Annotated in this window: 17 protein-coding genes; 13 read left to right on the top strand and 4 right to left on the bottom strand. The window is 67.0% G+C overall.

Annotated elements, in window-relative coordinates:
- The first annotated feature begins 143 nt into the window (after positions 1 to 143).
- A complete protein-coding gene (locus tag AC1RWI_RS31470; RefSeq protein WP_492870279.1) occupies positions 144 to 995 on the top strand; it encodes an IclR family transcriptional regulator in 852 nt (283 codons plus the stop codon).
- Between the two features lie 38 nt (positions 996 to 1,033).
- Here AC1RWI_RS31470 and AC1RWI_RS31465 read toward each other — a convergent pair whose 3' ends face one another.
- The gene (locus AC1RWI_RS31465; RefSeq protein WP_043345458.1) at positions 1,034 to 2,281 is read right to left on the bottom strand and encodes a Zn-dependent hydrolase; all 1,248 of its coding nucleotides are present in this window, start codon (positions 2,279 to 2,281) and stop codon (positions 1,034 to 1,036) included.
- Positions 2,282 to 2,583: 302 nt separating this feature from the next.
- Between AC1RWI_RS31465 and AC1RWI_RS31460 the strand changes: the two genes are divergently transcribed.
- The 7 genes from AC1RWI_RS31460 (at position 2,584) to AC1RWI_RS31430 (ending at position 10,119) form a co-directional block, all read left to right on the top strand.
- Positions 2,584 to 4,161 (top strand): ABC transporter substrate-binding protein, encoded by a 1,578-nt coding sequence (locus AC1RWI_RS31460; protein ID WP_236702036.1) that lies wholly within the window; start codon positions 2,584 to 2,586, stop codon positions 4,159 to 4,161.
- A gap of 171 nt (positions 4,162 to 4,332) precedes the next feature.
- Positions 4,333 to 5,283 carry an ABC transporter permease gene (locus AC1RWI_RS31455; RefSeq protein ID WP_492870277.1) on the top strand — a complete coding sequence of 317 codons (951 nt, stop codon included), beginning with the start codon at positions 4,333 to 4,335 and terminating at the stop codon, positions 5,281 to 5,283.
- A 27-nt stretch (positions 5,284 to 5,310) separates the two neighbouring features.
- Positions 5,311 to 6,198 carry an ABC transporter permease gene (locus AC1RWI_RS31450; protein ID WP_043345453.1) on the top strand — a complete coding sequence of 296 codons (888 nt, stop codon included), beginning with the start codon at positions 5,311 to 5,313 and terminating at the stop codon, positions 6,196 to 6,198.
- 7 nt (positions 6,199 to 6,205) lie between these two features.
- Positions 6,206 to 7,288, top strand: a complete 1,083-nt coding sequence (locus tag AC1RWI_RS31445; RefSeq protein ID WP_419188881.1) for an ABC transporter ATP-binding protein — start codon at positions 6,206 to 6,208, stop codon at positions 7,286 to 7,288.
- 103 nt (positions 7,289 to 7,391) lie between these two features.
- Positions 7,392 to 8,375 (top strand): ABC transporter ATP-binding protein, encoded by a 984-nt coding sequence (locus tag AC1RWI_RS31440; protein WP_492870282.1) that lies wholly within the window; start codon positions 7,392 to 7,394, stop codon positions 8,373 to 8,375.
- 110 nt (positions 8,376 to 8,485) lie between these two features.
- Positions 8,486 to 9,676 (top strand): amidase, encoded by a 1,191-nt coding sequence (locus AC1RWI_RS31435; protein ID WP_043345444.1) that lies wholly within the window; start codon positions 8,486 to 8,488, stop codon positions 9,674 to 9,676.
- 32 nt (positions 9,677 to 9,708) lie between these two features.
- Positions 9,709 to 10,119 (top strand): DUF3830 family protein, encoded by a 411-nt coding sequence (locus tag AC1RWI_RS31430; RefSeq protein WP_043345441.1) that lies wholly within the window; start codon positions 9,709 to 9,711, stop codon positions 10,117 to 10,119.
- A 52-nt stretch (positions 10,120 to 10,171) separates the two neighbouring features.
- Here AC1RWI_RS31430 and AC1RWI_RS31425 read toward each other — a convergent pair whose 3' ends face one another.
- Both AC1RWI_RS31425 and AC1RWI_RS31420 read right to left on the bottom strand, forming a co-directional pair.
- Entirely contained in the window at positions 10,172 to 13,285 is a 3,114-nt protein-coding gene (locus AC1RWI_RS31425) for an efflux RND transporter permease subunit (protein ID WP_492870276.1), read from the bottom strand.
- A gap of 9 nt (positions 13,286 to 13,294) precedes the next feature.
- The gene (locus AC1RWI_RS31420; RefSeq protein WP_492870275.1) at positions 13,295 to 14,491 is read right to left on the bottom strand and encodes an efflux RND transporter periplasmic adaptor subunit; all 1,197 of its coding nucleotides are present in this window, start codon (positions 14,489 to 14,491) and stop codon (positions 13,295 to 13,297) included.
- 514 nt (positions 14,492 to 15,005) lie between these two features.
- Here AC1RWI_RS31420 and hpnD point away from each other — a divergent pair.
- The 3 genes from hpnD to AC1RWI_RS31405 all read left to right on the top strand — a co-directional run bounded on the left by hpnD (position 15,006) and on the right by AC1RWI_RS31405 (position 18,203).
- The gene (hpnD, locus tag AC1RWI_RS31415) at positions 15,006 to 15,842 is read left to right on the top strand and encodes a presqualene diphosphate synthase HpnD (protein WP_043345431.1); all 837 of its coding nucleotides are present in this window, start codon (positions 15,006 to 15,008) and stop codon (positions 15,840 to 15,842) included.
- Positions 15,843 to 15,939: 97 nt separating this feature from the next.
- Positions 15,940 to 17,214, top strand: a complete 1,275-nt coding sequence (locus AC1RWI_RS31410; protein ID WP_492870273.1) for a Zn-dependent hydrolase — start codon at positions 15,940 to 15,942, stop codon at positions 17,212 to 17,214.
- Positions 17,215 to 17,306: 92 nt separating this feature from the next.
- The gene (locus tag AC1RWI_RS31405) at positions 17,307 to 18,203 is read left to right on the top strand and encodes an SMP-30/gluconolactonase/LRE family protein (RefSeq protein WP_492870272.1); all 897 of its coding nucleotides are present in this window, start codon (positions 17,307 to 17,309) and stop codon (positions 18,201 to 18,203) included.
- A 110-nt stretch (positions 18,204 to 18,313) separates the two neighbouring features.
- Here AC1RWI_RS31405 and AC1RWI_RS31400 read toward each other — a convergent pair whose 3' ends face one another.
- Positions 18,314 to 18,655, bottom strand: a complete 342-nt coding sequence (locus AC1RWI_RS31400) for a KH domain-containing protein (RefSeq protein WP_043345426.1) — start codon at positions 18,653 to 18,655, stop codon at positions 18,314 to 18,316.
- Positions 18,656 to 18,910: 255 nt separating this feature from the next.
- Between AC1RWI_RS31400 and ompR the strand changes: the two genes are divergently transcribed.
- Positions 18,911 to 19,633, top strand: a complete 723-nt coding sequence (gene ompR / locus AC1RWI_RS31395) for an osmolarity response regulator transcription factor OmpR (RefSeq protein WP_006576352.1) — start codon at positions 18,911 to 18,913, stop codon at positions 19,631 to 19,633.
- Between the two features lie 13 nt (positions 19,634 to 19,646).
- On the top strand, positions 19,647 to 20,996 hold the full coding sequence (locus AC1RWI_RS31390; RefSeq protein ID WP_043345424.1) for an ATP-binding protein: 1,350 nt from the start codon (positions 19,647 to 19,649) through the stop codon (positions 20,994 to 20,996).
- The last annotated feature ends 668 nt before the right edge of the window (positions 20,997 to 21,664 follow it).

Genomic DNA, 21,664 nt, shown 5'->3' with positions numbered 1-21,664 from the left:
GAATATGATGGACGGAAACCAAACGAATCGATAATCGATTCAGTCGTATATTGGTGCAATATGCATTCATCGTGGTGCAGGCCTTCCCCGCGATGGTGCCCGTCACCTGTACGAAGACTCGGAAGACTCGGCGGAATGCAAACATGAACCGGCAAGACCATCAGGAAAACGGCGGCGAAGCGCCGGTCAGCGGCACGGAGAGCGGCACGGAAAGCGACGAAAAATCCGCTCGCCCTGACCCGCTTTTCAATCAGTCGCTGGAGAAAGGGCTGGAAGTGCTGCGGGCTTTCAGCGCAGTCCATCGCACCCTCACGCTGGCCGAACTGGCGGGGCTGACCGGCATGACCAAAAGCTCCGCGCAACGCACCGTGCATACGCTGGAAACGCTGGGCTACGTGGCCAAGCACCCGCAGACGCGGCGCTTCCGGCTGACGCCCAAGGTGATGGAGATCGGCTACAACTACCTGTCCGCCGACGCGCTGATCCAGGTCGCCAGCCCCTACCTGTCGCAGCTCGCCAATGCCAGCGGCGAGACCGCCAACCTGACCGAGCCGGTGGGGCTGGAGATGGTCTACGTGGCGCAGTTGATGACGTCGAAGTACATCCCGGTGCTGACGCCCGTTGGCATGCGCATCCCGATGTACTGCACCAGCAGCGGCCGCGCGTATCTGAGCAAGTTGCCCGACGATCAGGTGATGGCCATGCTGGAGGACTCGGCCCGGGTGGCGCGCACGCCGTCCACGCTGACCGATGTGGCGGCGATCTTCGAGACGGTGGTGGCTTGCCGCAAGGTGGGCTACGCCTGCAACAACGAGGAGTTGTTCCTGGGCGATATGGGCGTGGGCGCGGCCATCGTCAACAGCCAGGGGCAGGCGGTGGGCGCGGTGCATGTGTCGCCGCCGGCCAGCCGCTGGAGCATGGCCGAGGCGCAGAAAAAGCTCGCGCCGATGGTGATCGAATGCGCCTGGGCGATCTCGCGTTCGATCGCCCACTGAGACGCTGAATCGCTAGATCGCCAGGGCGCTGAGTCGCCTTAGCGCGCGTGCTCCAGCATCGCTTGCAGCAGCACATTGGCACCGGCCTCGATATGCTCGGGCAGCGCGTCTTCCAGCTCGTTGTGGCTGATGCCGTCCTTGCACGGCACGAAGATCATGCCGGTGGGCGCGCGCTGCGCCACGTACACGGCGTCGTGCCCGGCGCCGCTGACCACGTCCATGTGCGGCAGCCCCAGCGCGGCCGCGGCGCGGCGCACGCTGTCCACGCATGCCGGCGCGAACACGCAGGGCTCGAACTTCACCACCTGGATGATCGACACTTGCACCGCGCCACGCTGCGCAATCTGTGCGAACGACGCGCGCATGGCGGCGTCCATGCGGTCCAGCCCGGCCTGCGAGAGATTGCGCAGGTCCACGGAAAAGTCCACGCGGCCCGGAATCACGTTGCGTGAGTTGGGTGTGACCTGCACGTAGCCAACCGTGCCGCGCCCGTGCGGAGCCTCCTCCACGGCGATGCGATTGACTTCATCGATCATGCGAGCGGCCGCCAGCATGGCGTCGTGGCGCAGCGCCAGCGGCGTGGGGCCGGCGTGGGCGTCCATGCCGGTCACGGTCACGTCGTACCATTGCTGGCCGAGCGCGCCCGAGACCACGCCGATCGGCAGCCCGGCGGCTTCCAGCACCGGCCCCTGCTCGATATGCGCCTCGAAATAGGCCGCGAACATGCCGCCCGGCACTTCGCCCACCGGTTGCTCGCCACGGTAGCCGATCTGCTCCAGCGCCTCGCCCACGCTGATGCCGTCGAGGTCGCGCTGGGCGCGGATGAACTCCGCCTCGAACACGCCGGCGAAGGCACCCGAGCCCATCATCACGGGCGTAAAGCGGGTGCCCTCCTCGTTGGTCCAGAACGCCAGCTCCAGCGGCGCGCGGGTGACGATGCCCAGGTCGTTGAGCGTGCGCATCACCTCCAGGCCAGCCAGCACGCCGAAATTGCCGTCGAACTTGCCGCCAGAGGGCTGGGTGTCGATGTGGCTGCCGGTGGCCACCGCGGCCGCATGGGGATCGCTGCCGGCACGGCGCGCGAACACGTTGCCGACCTCGTCGGTGCGCACATCGAGCCCGGCCGCGCGGCACCAGCCGACCACCAGGTCGCGGCCCTGGCGGTCCAGCTCGGTCAGCGCGATGCGGCACACGCCGCCCTTGGGCGTGGCGCCGATCTGCGCGAGGTCCATCAGCGATTGCCACAGGCGTGCTGCGTTGATGCGGGGAAGGTGTTGCTGATCCATGTCGGGAAGCCGGTTGGTTGGGAGTCAGACGGGGAAGTCAGCAAAAAACAGGCCATGGCAGGAACGCCAGCGGAACGAAGCTGGGGCACAGGCTCGCACATCGGCTCAGACATTGGCTCAGACGTTGAGCACTGGCATATGACTTGCTTAACTGGTTCCGTCTCCCCTTCCCCTACCCAGGAGCTTTGCCCGTGACCGTTTTCTCTTCCGACTCCGTAAGAAGCGTGAAACCCGGCCTGAAGTCCATCGCCGCCGCTGCCGCGATCACCGCCGTCTCGATCCTCGCCTTGCCGGGCACCGCGATGGCCGAGAAGGTACTGCGCATCGGCATGACCGCCGCCGACATCCCGCGCACGCTGGGCCAGCCCGACCAGGGTTTCGAAGGCAACCGCTTCACCGGCATCCCGATGTATGACGGGCTGACCCAGTGGGACCTGTCCAAGGCCAACGGCCCCAGCCTGCTGATTGCCGACCTGGCCACGGAATGGAAGGTCGATGCCAAGGACAAGACCAAGTGGATCTTCAAGCTGCGCCCCGGCGTGAAGTTCCATGACGGCTCGCCGTTCAACGCCGACGCCGTGGTGTGGAACGTGGGCAAGGTGCTCGACAAGACCGCCAGGCAGTTCGATCCCAGCCAGGTTGGCGTGACCGCCTCGCGCATGCCGACGCTGCGCTCGGCCAGGAAGATCGACGACCTCACGGTGGAGCTGGTCACGTCGGAGCCGGACTCCTTCCTGCCGTACAACCTGAGCAACCTGTTCATGGCCTCGCCCACGCAGTGGGACAAGAAGCTGGCCGCCGTGCCGGCCTCGGTGACCGATCCGGCCGAGCGCTCCAAGCAAGCCTGGGTGGCCTTTGCCGCCGATGCGTCCGGCACCGGTCCCTTCAAGATGAGCCGCTTCGTGCCGCGCGAGCGCCTGGAGATGGTGAAGAACGCGCAGTACTGGGACGCCAGGCGCGTGCCCAAGATCGACAAGGTGGTGATGCAGCCGATGCCGGAGGCCAATGCCCGCACCGCCGCGCTGTTGTCGGGCCAGGTCGACTGGATCGAGGCACCGGCGCCGGATGCCGTGGCGCAGATCAAGAGCCGCGGCTTTGAGGTCTATGCCAATGCCCAGCCGCATATGTGGCCCTGGCAGCTGTCGTTCGCGCCCGGATCTCCCTGGCTCGACAAGCGCGTGCGCCAGGCGGCCAACCTGTGCGTGAACCGCGAGGGCCTGAAGACCTTGCTGGGCGGCTACATGGCCGAATCCAAGGGCATCGTCGAAAAGGGCAACCCGTGGTGGGGCAACCCCACCTTCGATATCAAGTACGACGCCAACGCCGCGCGCAAGCTGATGCAGGAGGCCGGCTACTCGGCCGCCAAGCCGATGAAGGTGAAGGTGCAGGTTTCCGCCTCGGGCTCTGGCCAGATGCAGCCGCTGCCGATGAACGAGTACGTGCAGCAGAACCTGAAGGCGTGCTTCATCGACGTCGACTTCGACGTGGTCGAGTGGAACACGCTGTTTACCAACTGGCGCATCGGCGCCAAGGACCCGAGCGCGCATGGCGCCAACGCCATCAACGTGAGCTTTGCGGCGATGGACCCGTTCTTCGCCATGGTCCGTTTTGTCAGCACCAAGACGCAGCCGCCGGTATCGAACAACTGGGGCTACTTCGGCAACGCGGAGTTCGACAAGCTGATCGAGACGGCGCGCACGTCGTTCGACGAGAAGGCGCGCGACACGGCGCTGGCCAAGCTGCATGCCCGCATCGTGGAAGAAGCGCCTTTCGTGCTGATCGCGCATGACGTCGGCCCGCGCGCCATCTCCAGGAAAGTCAAGGGCGTGGTGCAGCCGCAGAGCTGGTTTATCGACATCGCCACCATGTCGATGGACTGAGGCGTGCCACACGCCGAGCACCGGGCCGTGCACTAAGCGGCCTGCGCGCGTGGCCGGTCCCGGGCCGGCCGCGCGCAGCGCAATCCAGAAGATGCCCGGCCGGCATGCATCGGCCGGGCTCCCCCGAGAAACCACGGCAGGCAACGCTCGCCTTCCTTCCCGGCCACGAACATGCTCTACCTGCTCCGCCGCATCGTCTACGCGATCCCCATCCTGCTCGGGGTCGCCCTGCTCTGCTTCTCGCTGGTCCATCTCGCGCCAGGCGACCCGCTGGTGTCGGTGCTGCCGCCCGACGCCTCCGAGGACCTGCGCCGCCAGCTCACCGCGCTCTACGGCTTCGACAAGCCCTTCGTTGAGCAATTCCTGCACTGGCTCACCCGCGCGCTGCACGGCGACCTGGGCACTTCCATCGCCACCAACCGCCCGGTGATGAGCGAGGTGATGACGGCGGTGATCAACTCGGTCCGGCTGGCCGCGGTGGCCACGCTGATCGGCTTTACCTTCGGCTGCCTGTTCGGCTTCGTGGCGGGCTACTTCCGCGATTCCGCTGCGGACCGCACGGCCTCCTTCCTGTCGGTCTTCGGCGTGAGCATGCCGCACTACTGGCTGGGCATGGTGCTGGTGATCGTGTTCTCCGTGTTCCTCGGCTGGCTGCCCGCCACCGGTGCCGGCCCCGGTGGCTCCAGCGACTGGGCCTGGAACTGGGAGCATATCCAGTACATGGTGCTGCCGGCGGTGACGATGTCGGTGATCCCGATGGGCATCGTGGCACGCACCATCCGCGCGCTCGTGGCTGAAATCCTCTCGAACGAATTCATCGTCGGCCTCAAGGCACGCGGCTTGTCGGAGTTGGCGGTGTTCCGCCATGTGCTGAAGAACGTGGCGCCCACCGCGCTATCGGTGATGGGCCTGCAGCTCGGCTACCTGCTGGGCGGCTCGATCCTGATCGAGACAGTGTTCTCCTGGCCCGGCACGGGCTTCCTGCTCAACTCGGCGATTTTCCAGCGCGACTTTCCGCTGCTGCAGGGGACCATCCTGGTGCTCGCCGTGTTCTTCGTGTTGCTGAACCTGCTGGTCGATGCGCTGCAGACCTTGTTCGACCCGCGCATCCAGCGCAACTGACGCCATCCAGGAAACCCGGGAGCCCCCATGGAAATGACGCTGAAAAAACCCGCCCTTGTGCCCGTCGTGCAGCGCTCGCCCGGCTACTGGGCCACGGTGGGCAAACGCCTGCTGCGCAACAAAGTGGCCATGCTGGCCGCGCTGATCGTGCTGGCGCTGGTGCTGATGGCGATCTTCGCGCCCGTGCTGATGCCGGCCGATCCGTACGCCGCCTCGATCATGAAGCGCCTCAAGCCGATCGGCACGGAGCACTACCTGCTTGGCACCGACGAGCTGGGGCGTGACCTGCTGTCCCGTCTGATGCTGGGCGCGCGGCTGTCGCTGTTCATGGGCATCACGCCGGTGCTGATCGCCTTTGTGATCGGCAGCGCGCTGGGCATCGTCGCGGGCTATGCCGGCGGCTGGACCAATACCGTGATCATGCGGCTGGTCGACATCCTGTACGCCTTCCCCTCGGTGCTGCTGGCCATCGCGCTGTCGGGCACGCTGGGCGCGGGCGTGGGCAATGCGCTGTTGTCGCTCACCATCGTGTTCGTGCCGCAGATCGTGCGCGTGGCGGAGAGCGTGACCACGCAGGTGCGCAATCGCGAGTTCGTCGATGCGGCGCGCGCCTCGGGGGCGTCGTCGCTGACCATCGTGCGCGCCCACGTGCTCAACAATGTGCTGGGGCCGATCTTTGTCTACGCCACCAGCCTGATCTCGGTGTCGATGATCCTGGCCTCGGGCCTGTCTTTCCTCGGCCTCGGCGTCAAGCCGCCCGAGCCGGAATGGGGCCTGATGCTCAACACGCTGCGCACGGCAATCTACACGCAGCCGCTGGTTGCCGCCCTGCCCGGCGCCATGATCTTCCTGACCTCGATCTCCTTCAACCTGCTCGCCGATGGCATTCGCTCGGCGATGGAAATCAAGGACTGACGCCATGATGGAAACCTTGCAAGACACGGTACCCGATGCATTGGCCAACACCGACGTCGGCGGCCCCGCGCAACCACTGGTGATCGCGCGCGACCTGATCAAGCACTTCCCGCTCAAGTCGAAACTACCCTGGCGCAGCGGTGGCGAAGTCCGCGCCGTCGACGGCGTCAGCTTCGAAGTGAGAAAGGGCGAAACGCTGGGCGTGGTCGGCGAATCCGGCTGCGGCAAGTCCACCACCGCGCGCCTGCTGATGCAGTTGATCGAGCAAAACAGCGGCGAGCTGATTTTCGATGCGCTGGGCGTGGGGTCGGCGCAGTTGCCGATGAAGCGCTACCGCAGCCAGGTGCAGATGGTGTTCCAGGACAGCTACTCCTCGCTCAATCCGCGCCTGACCATCGAGGAATCGATCGCCTTTACCGCGCGCGTGCACGGCATCGACGCGGCCGAAGCCAGCGCGCGCGCGCGCGCCCTGCTGGATCGCGTGGGCCTGGAGCCGACACGCTTTGCCGGGCGCTATCCGCACGAACTCTCCGGCGGGCAGCGCCAGCGGGTGAATATCGCGCGGGCGCTGGTACTGCGCCCGCGCCTGGTGATTCTCGATGAAGCCGTGTCGGCGCTGGACAAATCGGTGGAGGCGCAGGTGCTCAACCTGCTGCTCGAGCTCAAGGCCGAGTTCGACCTTACCTACGTCTTCATCAGCCACGACCTGAACGTGATCCGCTACCTGTGCGACCGCGTGATGGTGATGTACCTGGGCAAGGTCGTGGAGGTGGGCGACACCGAAACGCTCTACGCCAACCCCGCGCATCCCTACACGCGCGCGCTGCTGGCCTCGATGCCGGCGATGGACCCGGATCACCGCACCCAGGTTGCGCCGCTGGCGGGAGACCCGCCCAACCCGATCAACCCGCCATCCGGCTGCAGCTTCCATCCGCGCTGCGCCATGGCGCAGGACGTTTGCTCGCGCCGCGCGCCGCAGTTGTCCGACGCGCTGGCGGGGCATCCGGTGGCCTGCCTGATGGCTAACGTGGACGGCGGCCACAGCCGGCAGATGCCCGCGGCCGCCAGCCCGCTCGTTGCAGCACCCTGAGGGCCAAATCGTGAATGCACCCGTGAACGTACCCATGACTGCACCCGTGAGCGTACCCGTGACCGCACCCAACCACAGCACCCACCCCCAGGCAGCCGCCCCCATGGTGTCGGTGCGCGACCTGCGCGTGACCTTCTCCGGCGGCGGCAAGACCATTCGCGCCGTCAGCGGCGTATCGCTTGAGGTGGCGCCTGGCGAGACCCTCGCCCTGATCGGCGAATCCGGCTCCGGCAAGAGCGTGACGCTGCGCGCGCTGATGCGCCTGCACCCGCCGCGCCGCACCCGCATGGAAGGCGAGATCCGCATCGACGGCACCGACGTCACCGCCCTCGATGGCCGTGGCCTTGCCCGGCTGCGCGGCGGCAAGGTAGCGATGGTGTTCCAGGAACCGTTGCTGGCGCTGGACCCGGTCTACACCATCGGCCAGCAGATCATCGAGTGCATCCGCACCCACGCCCGCGTGTCCGCCGCCGAGGCGCGCCAGCGTGCGCTGCGCGCGCTGGAGTCCGTGCGCATTCCCGGCCCGGAGCGGCGCCTGGCGGCCTATCCGCATGAGATGTCCGGCGGCATGCGCCAGCGCGCCATGATCGCGCTGGCGCTGTCGGCCAACCCCAAGGTCCTGCTGGCCGACGAGCCGACCACTGCGCTGGACGCCACCGTGCAGATCCAGGTGCTGATCCTGCTGCGCGAGTTGCAGCGCGAGCTTGGCCTGTCGATCGTGTTCGTCACCCATGACATCGGCGCGGCCGTGGAAATCGCCGACCGCGTCGCCGTGATGTACGGCGGGCGCATCGTCGAGGAAGGCCCGATCCGCACCATCCTGCGCGCCGCGCGCCATCCCTATACGATGGCGCTGCTGCAAAGCCGCCAGCACGGCATGGACCGCGGCCAGCGGTTGCAGACCATCGCCGGCTCGCCGCCCGATCTGTCGGCCCTGCCGCCAGGCTGCAGCTTTGCCCCGCGCTGCCCGCACGCGCGCGCGCAATGCCTGGAGGCGGTGCCGCGGGCGACCGCGCTGGGTGGCGGGCATAGCGTGAGCTGTGTGCTGGCCAGTGAGCCCATCGCCCGTGCCGAGGCCCTGGCGTAAGCGCTGTCAACCGTTCGTGACTGCACGGCATGCCGTGCGTTCCGTGCCAATATCGCCCTTACTGATTGCTACCCCAGCCCTCACCTTCACCTTCACCGCTAAGCGCATCCATGACCCTGGCCAGCCATCCCTCCCACGCCTTCCTCCCCTACCCTGACGCACCCGTCGCCAATGCGGCCAGCGGCCCGCTCGCCGGCCTGACCTTTGCCGCCAAGGATCTGTTCGACGTAGCCGGCTACCCAACCGGCGGCGGCAATCCCCATGTGCTGGCCATGTCGGGCATCAAGTCCACCACCGCGCCTACCGTGCAGCGGCTGCTGGATGCCGGCGCGGCCTTCGTCGGCAAGACCCATACGGATGAGCTGGCGTTCTCGATGAACGGCAAGAATGCCCACTATGGCGCGCCGGTAAACGGCGCGGCGCCGGGGCGCATCACGGGCGGCTCGTCCTCCGGCTCGGCCTCGGCGGTATCCAACAAGCTCTGCGACTTTGCGCTCGGCACCGACACTGGCGGCTCGGTGCGCGCGCCGGCCAGCCACTGCGGGCTGTTCGGCATCCGCCCCACCTTTGGCCGGATCTCGCTGGCACAAACCCTGGCGCTGAGCGAGAGCCTTGATACCTGCGGCTTCTTCGCACGCGACATCGGCACCTTCGCCCGCGTGGCCGACGTGCTGCTCGGCAGCGACCCCCGGCCCCTGCCCGCCAGCCCGCGCCTGCTGCTGGCCGAAGACCTGTTGCGCCTGCCCACCGCCGCCGCGCTGGACGCGCTGCTGCCGGTGGTCGGCGGCATCGAGGCCGCCTTCGGCAAGGCCACGCCCGTCACGGTGGCGGACCGCCCCCTGGAAGACATCTGGTGGGCCTTCCGCTATGTGCAGGGATGGGAAGCCTGGCAGACCGACGGCGCCATGATCGAGCAGTACGGCCTGCAGCTGGGCCCCGACGTGGCCGCGCGCTTTGCGTTCTCCAAGGGCGTCACCGAAGCCCGGTTCGAAGCCTCCAGCGTGATTCGCCGCGCCTTTACCGCGCATCTGGCGGCGCTGCTTGGCGACGACGGCATCCTGATCCTGCCGACCATGCCCGACATCGCCCCGCTGTCCGACGCCGCCGGCGAGGAACTTGAGACCTACCGCAACCTCTCGGCGCAAACGCTGTGCCTGGCGCCGCTGTCCGGCTTCCCGCACCTGAGCCTGCCGCTGGCCGGCCGCGCTGGCGCACCGCTGGGCATCTCGCTGATGGGCCCGGCCGGCAGCGACCGCAGCCTGATTGCATTTGCCGAAAAGCTGGTCGCCGCGCTAAGCTGAGCAACCACCCCGATTTCCCCAGGAGAGCCTGAATGGCCCAGATCCGCATTACCGCCGGCGGCTACCAGTTCGTCGCCGAAACCCATCCCGACGCCCCCCTCACCGTTGCGGCCTTCACCAGGCTGCTGCCCTACCGCCAAAAGCTGATCCATGTGCGCTGGAGCGGCGAAGGCTGCTGGATCCCGCTGGGCGAGTTCAAGCTGGGCGTGGATTTCGAGAACCACACCAGCCACCCCTCGGTCGGCGACATCCTGTTCTATCCCGGCGGCTACAGCGAGACCGAGATCATCCTGGCGTATGGCAGCTGCTGCTTCGCCAGCAAGCTGGGCCAGCTGGCGGGCAACCATTTCCTGACGATCGTGCAAGGCAAGGAGAACCTGCGCGCGCTAGGCACCAAGGTGTTGTGGGAAGGCGCGCAGGACGTCAGCTTCGAGCTGATGTGAGATAGGGAGCGTGCCTGGCGGCGCTACCGCCAGAGCACGCCCGGGCGCGCGCTCAGCGTGCCAGCACCGCCCCGCCCGGCTCCGGCGCCTTGACCCGGAACCAGGCCGCATACAACGCCGGCAGGAACAGCAGCGTCAACGCCGTCGCAATCACCAGCCCGCCCATGATGGCAACCGCCATCGGCCCCCAGAACACGGAGCGCGACAGCGGGATCATGGCCAGCACGGCCGCCGCCGCGGTCAGGATGATCGGGCGGCAGCGCCGCACGGCGGATTCGACGATGGCATCCCACACCGGCTCGCCGGCATGGATGTCCTGCTCGATCTGGTCGACCAGGATCACCGAGTTGCGGATGATCATGCCAAGCAGCGCGGTGATGCCAAGCTGCGCGACAAAGCCCATCGGTGCGTTGAGCAGCAGCAGCGTGGCGGCGGCGCCGATCAGGCCAAGCGGCCCGGTCAGGAACACCATCAGCGAGCGCGAGAAGCTGTGCAGCTGCAGCATCAGCAGCGTGAAGATCAGGAAGATGCACAGCGGCAGCTGCGCGGCGATCGACGCGCCGGCCTTGCCGCTTTCTTCTTCCGCCCCGGCCACCGTGATGCGGTAGCCCGCCGGCAGCTGCGCGCGCAGCTTGTCCAGCCTGGGATTGATCTGCGCCGTTACGGTGGGACCCTGGATGCCTTCGGCCACGTCGGCCTGCACGGTCACGCCAAAGTCGCGGTTCTCGCGCCAGATCACGCCCGGCTCGGAACGAAAAGCGATGCGCGCGACCTGGGTCAGCGGCACCACGCGGCCGCTGGCGGTGGGCACCTGCACGTTCTGCAGGTCGGACATGGCGTCGCGCTCGTTGCGCGGCGCGCGCATCAGGATATCGATCAGCTTGTCGCCATCGCGGTACTGCCCCACCGCCATGCCGGTCAGCACCGTCTGGGTCACCCGCGCAATCGCGGTGGTGCTGACGCCGAGCGCGCGCGCGCGGTCCTGGTCGATGTCCAGGCGCAGCACCTTGACGCTCTCGTTCCAGTTGTCGTTGACCCCCACGGTGTTGGGGTTGGCGCTCACCACCGCCCTGACCTCGTCGGCCAGCTTGCGCACGCCGGCCGCGTCCGGCCCGATCACGCGGAACTGCACCGGATAGGGCACGGGCGGGCCGTTCGGCAGCAGCTTGACGCGGCCGCGCAACTGCGGGAAATCGCGCGCCAGCAGGTCCACCACGCGTTGGCGCACCCGGGCGCGCAGCGCGACTTCGGCCGGCATCACGATCACCTGCGCCACATTGGTCTGCGGGAAGATCTGGTCCAGCGGCAGGTAGAAGCGCGGCGCGCCGCTGCCGACAAAGGTGGTCAGGCTGGCAATCTCGCGGTCCCCGCGCAGCGCGGCCTCGAAGCGCTTGGCCTCGGCCTCGGTCTGCGCAAAGCTGGTGCCCTCCGGCAGCCACAGCTCCACCATCAGCTCCGGGCGGCTCGAGTCCGGGAAAAACTGCTTCTCCACGAACTTGAAGGCGTAAAGCCCGAGGCCAAAGGCCACCAGCGTGATGACGATCACCGTCTTGCGCCACGTCACGCACCAGTGCACCAGGCGGCGGAAGCGGTTGTAGAACGGCGTATCGAACACTTCGTGCTGCTCGCCTTCGCCGGCGGGCCGCGCCTTGAGCAGCAGGTAGCCCAGGTAGGGCGTGAAGTAGACCGCGGCCAGCCACGACAGCACCAGCGCCATCGCGGTCACGGCGAAAATGGCGAAGGTGTACTCGCCCACGGTGGAGCGCGCCAGCCCCACCGGCAGGAAGCCGGCGGCGGTGATCAGCGTGCCGGTCAGCATCGGCATGGCGGTGGAGGTGTAGGCGAAGGTGGCGGCTTCCATCTTGGAGAAGCCCTCCTCCAGCTTGCGCACCATCATCTCCACGGCGATGATGGCGTCGTCGACCAGCAGCCCCAGCGCCACGATCAGCGCCCCGAGCGATATCTTGTGCAGGCCGATGCCGAAGATGTTCATGAACAGGAACGTGACGGCGAGCACCAGCGGAATGGTCAGCGCCACCACCAGGCCCGGGCGCACATCGATGCGCAGCGGCTTGGTATGCAGCCCGAGCGAGACAAAGCTCACGCCCAGCACGATCACCACGGCCTCGATCAGCACGTGCACGAACTCGCCCACCGACCGCTCCACGGCTTCGGGCTGGTTTTGCACCTGATCCAGCTCGATGCCGACGGGCAGCTGCCCGCGCAAGCCGCCCATCGCGGCACGCAGGTTCTTGCCCATGGCGATGATGTCGCCGCCGCGCTCCATCGAGATGCCCAGCCCGATCACCTCCTTGCCCTGGAAGCGCATCTTGCTGGCCGGCGGATCGACATAGCCACGGTACACATGGGCGATATCGCCCAGGCGGATATTGGCAATGCCGTTGGGGCCGCGCAGCACCAGGTTTTCCAGGTCGGCCACATTGGCGAACTGGCCCGACAAGCGCACCTGCAGGTTGTCTCCCGGGGTCACCAGCACGCCGCTGGCGGTCATGCTGTTTTGCTGCGAGATCTGGTCGGCGATCGCATTGATGTCCAGCCCGAGCTGGGCAAAGCGCGCCTGGTTGAATTCGATGTAGACCTTCTCGTCCTGCAGCCCGATCAGCGACACCTTGGCGACGGACGGCACACGCAGCAGCTGCTGGCGCACCAGGTCCGCGTACTCGCGCAGCTCCTTGTAGTTGAAGCCGTCGGCCGAGAGCGCGTAGATGGAGCCATACACGTCGCCAAACTCGTCATTGAAGAACGGCCCGCGCACGCCCGGCGGCAGCGTCTGCGCGATGTCGCCGACCTTCTTGCGCACGGTGTACCAGATCTGCGCGGTGTCCTTGGCCGGCGCGGTGTCCTTGAGCTGGAAGATCACCGTGGTCTCGCCGGGCTTGGAGAAGCTGCGGATCTTGTCGGCGTAGGGCACTTCCTGCAGCTGGCGCTCGATCTTGTCGGTGACCTGCACCGCTATCTGCTCGGCGGTGGCGCCGGGCCAGAACGCCTGCACCACCATCACGCGGAAGGTGAAAGGCGGGTCTTCGTCCTGGCCGAGCTGAAAAAAGGCAAAGAGCCCGCCCAGCAACAGCACCACCAGCAGGTAACGGGTCAGCGGCTGGTGCTCCAGGGCCCAGCGGGACAGGTTGAAACGGGAGTGATCCATGCCGGCGCCTTAGTTGCGCACGGCCGGCGTGGGCGCCACGGCCTGCAGCGGCTTGACCTTCTGCCCGGGCTTGAGCAGGTGCACGCCCGCGGTGACGATGGTCTGGCCGGGCGACAGCCCCTGCCTGACCTGAATCTCGTTGCCCTGAAGCTCGCCCAATGTCACGTTGACCGGCTGCACGGCGCCCGTCGCCGTGTCATACACCCAGACCTGGTTGCTGCCCTGCTTTTGCAGCAGCGCGGAGAGCGGCACCCGCAGCGCGGCATCGTCGCTGGTGCGGGTGAAGGTGACCACGGCGGTCATGCCGAACTTGAAGTCAGCCGGTGGATTGGGCACGCTGATGCGCGCCGCGTAAGTGCGCGTCACCGGGTCGGCCATTGGCGAAATCTCGCGCACGTGGCCTGGCAGCGCCCGGCCGGGCTCGGCCCAGGTGCGCACGGTGACATCGGAGATGCCGCGCAGGCGCTCGACCTGATCCTCCGGCAGGCCAACCGCGACCTCTTTCTCTGCGGTTTGCGCCACCCGCACGACCGACTGGCCGGCCGCCACGACCTGGCCGACTTCTGCCTCGATCAGGGTCACCACGCCATCGGCGTCGGCGGCGAGCACGCCGTAGGCGGTCTGGTTGGACTGGTTGCGCAGCCCCGCCTCGGCCTGGCGCAGGCGGGAGGCGGCGGAGTCAAAGGTGGCCTGGCGGCGTTGCTGCTCGGCCGCGCTGATGAACTTCTTGGCGAACAGCTCGTTGTAGCGCTTCAGATCGGCCTCGGCGAGGTCGCGGTCGGTCTTGGCCGCGTCGTACTGGGCCCGCGAGCCGGCTTCCGCCAGGCCGAGGTCGGTGGGGTCCAGGCGGGCAAGCGGCTGGCCCTTGCGCACCGTGGCGCCCACGTCGACCAGGCGCGCGGCAATCTTGCCGCCCACGCGAAAGCCTAGCCGCGACTCGATCCGGGGCCGCACATCGCCCGAGAACTCGACCTCCGTCTTGCCTGCCCCCGGCTGCAACTGCATCAGGCGCACCGGGCGGATCTCTGGCGCCTTTTCTGCCTCACGGCTGCAACCCGCCAGCGCCACCCCGGCGAGCAGCAGCAGGGTCACCAGCGCGCCGCGACCGCGCATGCGCAAGCCGGCCGCGAACGCGTTCGCACCGCAAAGCGTGGAAAAAGGCACTTCAATGGCCGCAACTTCCGGCCCGGGATGAGGCACTGGCATGAGTTAAGCGTTAGATCGGTGGCACTGTTGGGGTGGCACTGTTTGCACTGCGGCAGGCACGGCGCGGAGCGGCGGCGGTTAATAACTCACCGGTCAGTAATGTAACGGCGTGAAGCCGAAAGCGTCAAATGGCGCGCGCAGGGGGATACCGGAAACGCACTTTTCAAACGTGGTGCGCTCCCTGGGTCCCAAGTCGGACGCGGGAATCGCGCCGGGCGCGGCCAAATGCCGCAGCGCTGGATATCCGCGCAGGCCGAAGCGCGCGACGGCGCCCTCGCCCTTGGCCGCTGCCGCCGGGAGGGCGATGTTACAATCCGGTCCGTCGCCCGCGCTGCCTTGTCCCCTGCCGTGGAATGGCTTGACGACGGGAAATCGCGGCTCCTGGCACGGCCCCCCTAGCTAGCCCATCGCGCCATCTCGCCACACCGGCCACCCCGCGCCGGCCAGGTTGCCGGGGCGACAGCGCAGGCACTAGCCCCCCAATAGCCCCCCAATTCACCGACCCGAGCCTGGCGTGACGCCCGATCAGTATTGCCAAGAGAAAGCCGCGCAGAGCGGCTCCAGCTTCTATTACAGCTTCCTGTTCCTGGCGCCCGAGCGGCGGCAGGCCATTACCGCCCTCTATGCGTGGTGCCGGGAGGTCGACGATGTCGTGGACGACACCCAGGACGCCAGCGTGGCCTATCAAAAACTGGCCTGGTGGCGCAACGAGCTCGCCCAGATGTTCAACGGCGCGCCGACCCATCCCGTGACCAAGGCGCTGCAGCCGCACGCGCAAGCCTATGGGCTGACCCAGCCGATGTTCAACGAAGTGCTCGAAGGCATGGAGATGGACCTCAACCAGTCGCGCTACCTGGATGACATCGCGCTCGCGCGCTATTGCCATTGCGTGGCCGGCGTGGTCGGCACCATGAGCGCCCGCATCCTCGGCCACACGGATCCGCGCACGCTCGAATACGCTGAAAAGATGGGCTTGTCGCTGCAGATGGTCAATATCCTGCGCGATGTGGGCGAGGACGCCCGGCGCGGCCGGATCTACCTGCCGGTCAACACGCTGCAGCGCTTCCAGGTGCCGGTCTCCGAGGTCAACCAGGCCACGCACTCCGATCGCTTCGTCGCGCTGATGCGTTACCAGGCCGAGCAGGCCCGCACGCTGTACCGCGAGGCGCTGGCGCTGTTGCCCGCTGCCGAGCGCCGCGCCCAGCGCGCTGGCCTGGTCATGGGTGCGATCTACCAGACGCTGCTGGACGAGCTGGAGGCGAGCGAGTTCCAGGTGCTGAACCAGCGCATCTCGCTCACGCCCATGCGCAAGCTGTGGGTCGCGTGGAAAACGTGGATGCGCAACCGCTGAACGCCACGTCCTGCCTTTTGCACCGCTACCTGCTTTCGCTGCTTTCGCTGCTTTCGCTGCCTTCAATGCTGTCAATGCCTTCAATGCCCGAGCTGCCATGACCCGATCCGCCTCCCCACTCCTCCCGCTTGGCCAGACCATTCTCGACCAGGCCGCGGCGCTGGCCCGCTTCTCGGATATGGAAGGCGGCCTGACCTGCGCCTACCTGACCCCGGCCCACCGCGCCGCGCAGGCCCAGCTGGCGGCATGGATGGAGGCGGCGGGCATGCAGGTCCGCATCGACGCCATCGGCAACGTGATCGGCCGCTACGCCGCCGATCCTGCCGTGGGCGATGGCGCGCGCGTGCTGATGACGGGCTCGCACTTCGACACCGTGCGCAACGGCGGGCGCTATGACGGCCGGCTTGGCATCTTGCTGCCCGTGGCGGTGGTTGGGGCGCTCAACGCGGCCGGCATCCGCCTGCCCTATCACTTCGAGGTCGTGGGCTTTGCCGAGGAAGAAGGCCTGCGCTTCAAGACCAGCTTCCTGGCCAGCAGCGTGCTGGCCGGCCGCTTCGACCCGGCCCTGCTGGATCGTGCCGACGCCGACGGCGTGACGCTGCGCGAAGCCCTGGCCGCCTCTGGCCTGCCGGGCGCGGGCGGCGTCGATGCGCTGCGCGCCGCGGCGGTGGACCCCGCCAGCCTGCATGGCTTTGTCGAAGTCCATATCGAGCAAGGCCCGGTCTTGCTGCACCACGGCCTGCCGCTGGGCGTGGTCACGCAGATTGCCGGCAGCAGCCGCTTCCAGGTCCGCGTGGAGGGCCTGGCCAGCCACGCCGGCACCACGCCCATGACCCTGCGCAAGGACGCCGCGGCGGCGGCAGCCGAGATGGTGCTGCTGGTAGAGCAGCGCTGCGGGCAAGTGCCGACGCTGGTGGGCACGGTGGGCCAGCTGCAGGTGCCCAACGGGTCGAGCAACGTCATCCCCGCCGAATGCGTGTTCTCGATGGATATCCGGGCCGGCGAAGACAGCATCCGCGAAGCCGCCATTGCCGACATCGTGGCCGGCATCCAGGCCATCGCCGAGCGTCGCGGCCTCGGCGCCGCGATTGAGCGGGTGACGCCGGTCAACAACGCGCCCTGCGCGCGCTGGCTGATGGACCAGTTCGGCGCGGTGCTCAAGAAGCGCGGCCTGGATGCGTTCGAGCTGCCCTCGGGCGCCGGCCACGACGCCATGATGATGCAGCGCATGACCGACGTGGCGATGCTGTTCGTGCGCTGCGGCAACGGCGGCATCAGCCACAACCCGCTGGAAACCATCACCGCCGACGACGCCCACCTCGCGGCCGAGGTCTTCGTCGACTTCCTGCGGCATTTCCAGCCCCGCGCCTGACCCCACCGCGGCGCGCTTGCGGTCCCGGCACAAATCGTATTGGATGTAGGCACACCAATCACAAGATCGAAAGATCACAATGGAGACACCGCATGGCGCACCGGGAACTATCGGTCCTGACCGAGGGGCACACCTTTCTGGAAGGACTGCGCTGGCACGACGGCCGGCTCTGGCTGTCGGATTTCTATACCCATCGGGTGATGGCGGTAAGCCTGGATGGCGCCGTCGAACAGATCGCCGAAGTGCCGCAGCAGCCATCCGGCATGGGATGGCTGCCGGACGGGCGCCTGCTGATCGTCTCCATGCGCGACCGCAAACTGCTGCGCCGGGAACCGGACGGCGGCCTCGTAGTACACGCCGACCTGTCCGGCGTCGCCAGCGGGCACCTCAACGACATGGTGGTCGACCAGCATGGCCGCGCCTATGTGGGCAATTTCGGTTTCGACCTGATGGCCGGCGCCCCGATGCGCACCGCGAGCCTGGCGCGGGTCGACCCGGATGGCGCGGTGACCGTGGTAGCCGATGGCCTGTTCTTCCCCAATGGCTCGGTCATCACGCCGGACGGCAAGTCCCTGGTGGTGGGCGAGACCCTGGGCAATCGCATCTCGGCCTTCGATCTGCACGCGGATGGCTCGCTGGGCCCGCGCCGTGACTGGGCCCTCTTCGGCAGCCAGCCCGCTGGTTCGGATCTCGGCCAGGTGCTGGGCGGCGCGAAGGTGGCGCCGGACGGGTGCGCCCAAGATGAGCAAGGTGCGCTCTGGGTGGCTGACGCCATCGGCAATCGCGTATTGCGGGTGATGCCGGGCGGGCGCATCGATGAGGAGATTGCCTGCGGGACCGGCATCTTCGCGGCCGCCCTCGGTGGCCCGCGTGGCACCACGTTGTTCCTGGCCGCCGCGCCGAACTTCGACGAGGCGCAGCGGCGCGCTTCACGCGAGGGTCGTATCCTGATGACGGAAGTCGAAGTGCCGCATGCCGGCCTGCCATGAGGCTGTGAGGTTATGGGGCTGTGAGGCTATGGCGCTTAAGCAGGACGCACGCCGATATCGCGCTCGGCGCGCACCGTGCCAAGCTGCACGCATGTTCGCGTGCCTCGACACTAGCCCCCCTGGTACATCTCCCGCCCGAGTTCGTACAGGTTCTGGCGCAGCTTGCGCCGCTCGTCGGGCGAGAGCTTGTCGTTCGGGAACGCGTGGGGCAGGCGCTCGTTCATGCCACGCTCGCCGCGGGTCTTTCCGGCGCGCGCTCGCGCCTCGTCCTGGCTGTAGCGCTCGCGCTCGTTGCGCGGCGCGGTCTCGCGGCCTGCTGGCTTGCCAGCGCCCGGGAACAAATGCGCCATGCCAGGCGATTGCGGGTGCCCCGCACTAGCGGCAAGCAACAGCGCAACAGTCGCGCCGGCGCGGGAAAGGGTATGCCCGGCGCGCTTGCGGGTAACTTTCATTGATAATGGCGGTTTGGGCTTCGAAAACGGTGGTTACAGGACCGCCGGAAGCCGGACATCCAGTAGCCCCGCCTCGCCACGTCATGGCAGTGAACTACACGGCGGACGCCCACGAAATCCCCGTGGGACTGGCTACGGAAACGGTATGCGGCAGTTTAAACGCAGGGTGGATGCGCGCCTTCATACCTCGGGGTAAAGTATGTAACCTTTTGTTAAGCCATTTTGACCGAAAGCGTTTGTCGCTAAGATACCGCCATGGAAAATACCAGTCACAAGATTCTCGTCGTGGACGACGACCCCCGTCTGCGCGACCTGCTGCGCCGTTACCTTGGCGAACAGGGCTTCACCGTACTGGTAGCTGAGAACGCCACCGCGATGAACAAGCTCTGGTTGCGCGAGCGTTTCGACCTGCTAGTGCTCGACCTGATGATGCCCGGTGAAGACGGCCTGTCGATCTGCCGGCGCCTGCGCGGCGCCAACGACCAGACGCCCATCATCATGCTCACCGCCAAGGGCGAGGACGTCGACCGCATCGTCGGCCTCGAAATGGGCGCCGACGACTACCTGCCGAAGCCCTTCAACCCGCGCGAACTGATCGCGCGGATCCACGCCGTGCTGCGCCGCAAAGGCCCCGCCGAAGTCCCCGGCGCGCCCTCCGAAACCCCGGAAACCTTCGCCTTTGGCGATTTCGTGCTGAATCTCGCTACCCGCACGCTGACCAAAAATGACGAAGAGATCACCCTGACCACCGGCGAATTCTCGGTGCTCAAGGTCTTCGCCCGGCATCCGCGTCAGCCGCTGTCGCGCGAGAAGCTCATGGAAATGGCACGCGGCCGCGAGTACGAGGTATTCGACCGCAGCCTGGACGTGCAGATCTCACGGCTGCGCAAGCTGATCGAGCCCGATCCTGGCAACCCACGCTTCATCCAGACGGTCTGGGGCCTGGGCTACGTCTTCATCCCCGATGGCGTGAAGTAAGGCGCCGCGCATCGTGGCGACTGTCATCAGCCGCACGGCTACGCGCCTGTTCGGTTCGCTGTTCTGGCGAACCTTCATGCTGATCGCCCTGTTGCTGGCGATCTCGCTGGGTATCTGGTTCCAGAGCTATCGGCTCTTCGAACGCGCGCCGCGCGCCCAGCAGATCGCCATGCAAGTGGTCAGCGTGGTCAAGCTCACGCGCGCCGCCCTGCTCTATTCCGATCCCGCGCGGCGGCGTTTCCTGCTGCTCGACCTGGTGCAAAACGAGGGCATCAAGGTCTACCCGCGCGAGAAAGACGACGATTTCTCCGTGCCCACCACGAACCCCTTCCTGACCCAGCTGGTGCAGCAGGAGATTCGCAGCCGGCTCGGCGAAGAGACCGTGATCGCCACCACCGTGAACGACATTCCCGGCGTATGGGTGAGTTTCGAGATCGAGGGCGACGATTACTGGGTGGCGATCAGCCCCGAACGGTTCGAGCGCGTGCCCGGCATCCAGTGGCTCTGGTGGAGCATCGCCGCGCTATTGCTGTCGATCATCGGCGCAGCCTTCATCACGTCGCTGGTCAACCACCCGCTCAAGCGGCTGGCCAACGCGGCACGCGCCATCGGCGGCGGCGGCGACCCGCCCACCCTGCCTGAGCACGGCGCCAGCGAAGTGGCGCAGGCCAACCACAGCTTCAACCAGATGGTGCGCGACCTGCGCCAGCTCGACGACGACCGCGTCGTCATGCTGGCCGGCATCTCGCACGACCTGCGCACGCCGCTGACGCGCCTGCGGCTGGAAACCGAGATGTCCCCCGTGGACAACACCACGCGCGAAGCCATGATCGCCGACATCGAACAGATGGACGCCATCATCGGCCAGTTCCTCAACTACGCCCGCCCCGCGCTGGAAACGGTCGAACCCGTCGATCTGTCCGCACTCGTGCAAGACGCCGTCGGCGTCTATGGCGCGCACGACGACGTACGCGTCCATGTCCGCGCCGGCGACCCCGTCATGGCCGTCGCCAACCGCATGGAAGTCCAGCGGATCCTGGACAACCTGGTCGAAAACGCGCGCCGCTACGCCAAGGACGAAGACAACGGCGTAGCCGTGGTCGAGATCAGCACCCGCATCGAAGACAAGGAAGCCGTGCTGACCGTGGCCGACCACGGCAGCGGCGTGCCGGAAGCGCAATTGCCCTTGCTGACCCGGCCCTTCTACCGGCTCGATGGCGCACGCAGCGAAGCCAAGGGCGCCGGGCTGGGGATGTCGATCGTTAATCGGATCTTGCAGCGAAATGGGGGAAGATTGATGTTGGCGAATCGGCCGCCGCCGGCGACTGGGTTGGTGGTTAGTGCGTTTTTCAGGCGAGCATAGGGTGATGGGTTGGCTGTAACTTGCAACTGCAACTGCAACTGCAAAATCAGCTTCAACTTCAACGGCTTAACGTCAAGGGCAACTACAACTTCAACTGCAGTTTCACCACCCCTGCGGGGCGGCGACCTACTTTTTTGTCTTGCCAAAAAAGTAGGCAAAAAAGGCGCGCCGGATGGGGCGACACCCCCTCGGGATTTCACCAAAAGAGCGGCCGGGACCCAAACTCGCATCGCCTTAAGGCGATACTCAGACATGGGTCCCTCTTCTCCGCTCTTTTCGTGAAATCCCGAGGCGCCCCATACGGCCTCTGAACACCTACACGGCTCGCTTCGCATCGCGCATGGGTGTTTCCCGCCCCCAGGCGGGAAGCACGGCCGAACCAGCGCGAGAGCGATGCCCTCAGATCACCATTCGGTGTAGCCGTGATTTGCGCCCCCAGGCGGAAATCACCCGCCCGCGATGCGCAGCGAGCCGTCTGCCTTTCCTCTCCCGTTATGGGGCGCCTCGGCGGAAGGCAAAAGGAGCGGAAACGAGGGGGCCATGTCTGAGCATCGCCTTAAGGCGATGTGAGTTTGGCCCCCGGCCGCTCTTTTTGTCTTCCGACGAGGAGGCTTTCGCCCCATCCGGGTCGCTTCTTTGCCTACTTTCTTGGCGAGACAAGAAAGTAG

It is taken from the genome of Cupriavidus sp. MPR-AND1C (assembly GCF_058809705.1).
Note: the sequence above shows the minus strand (reverse complement) of the source record. Positions and strands in the feature narration are given on the sequence as shown.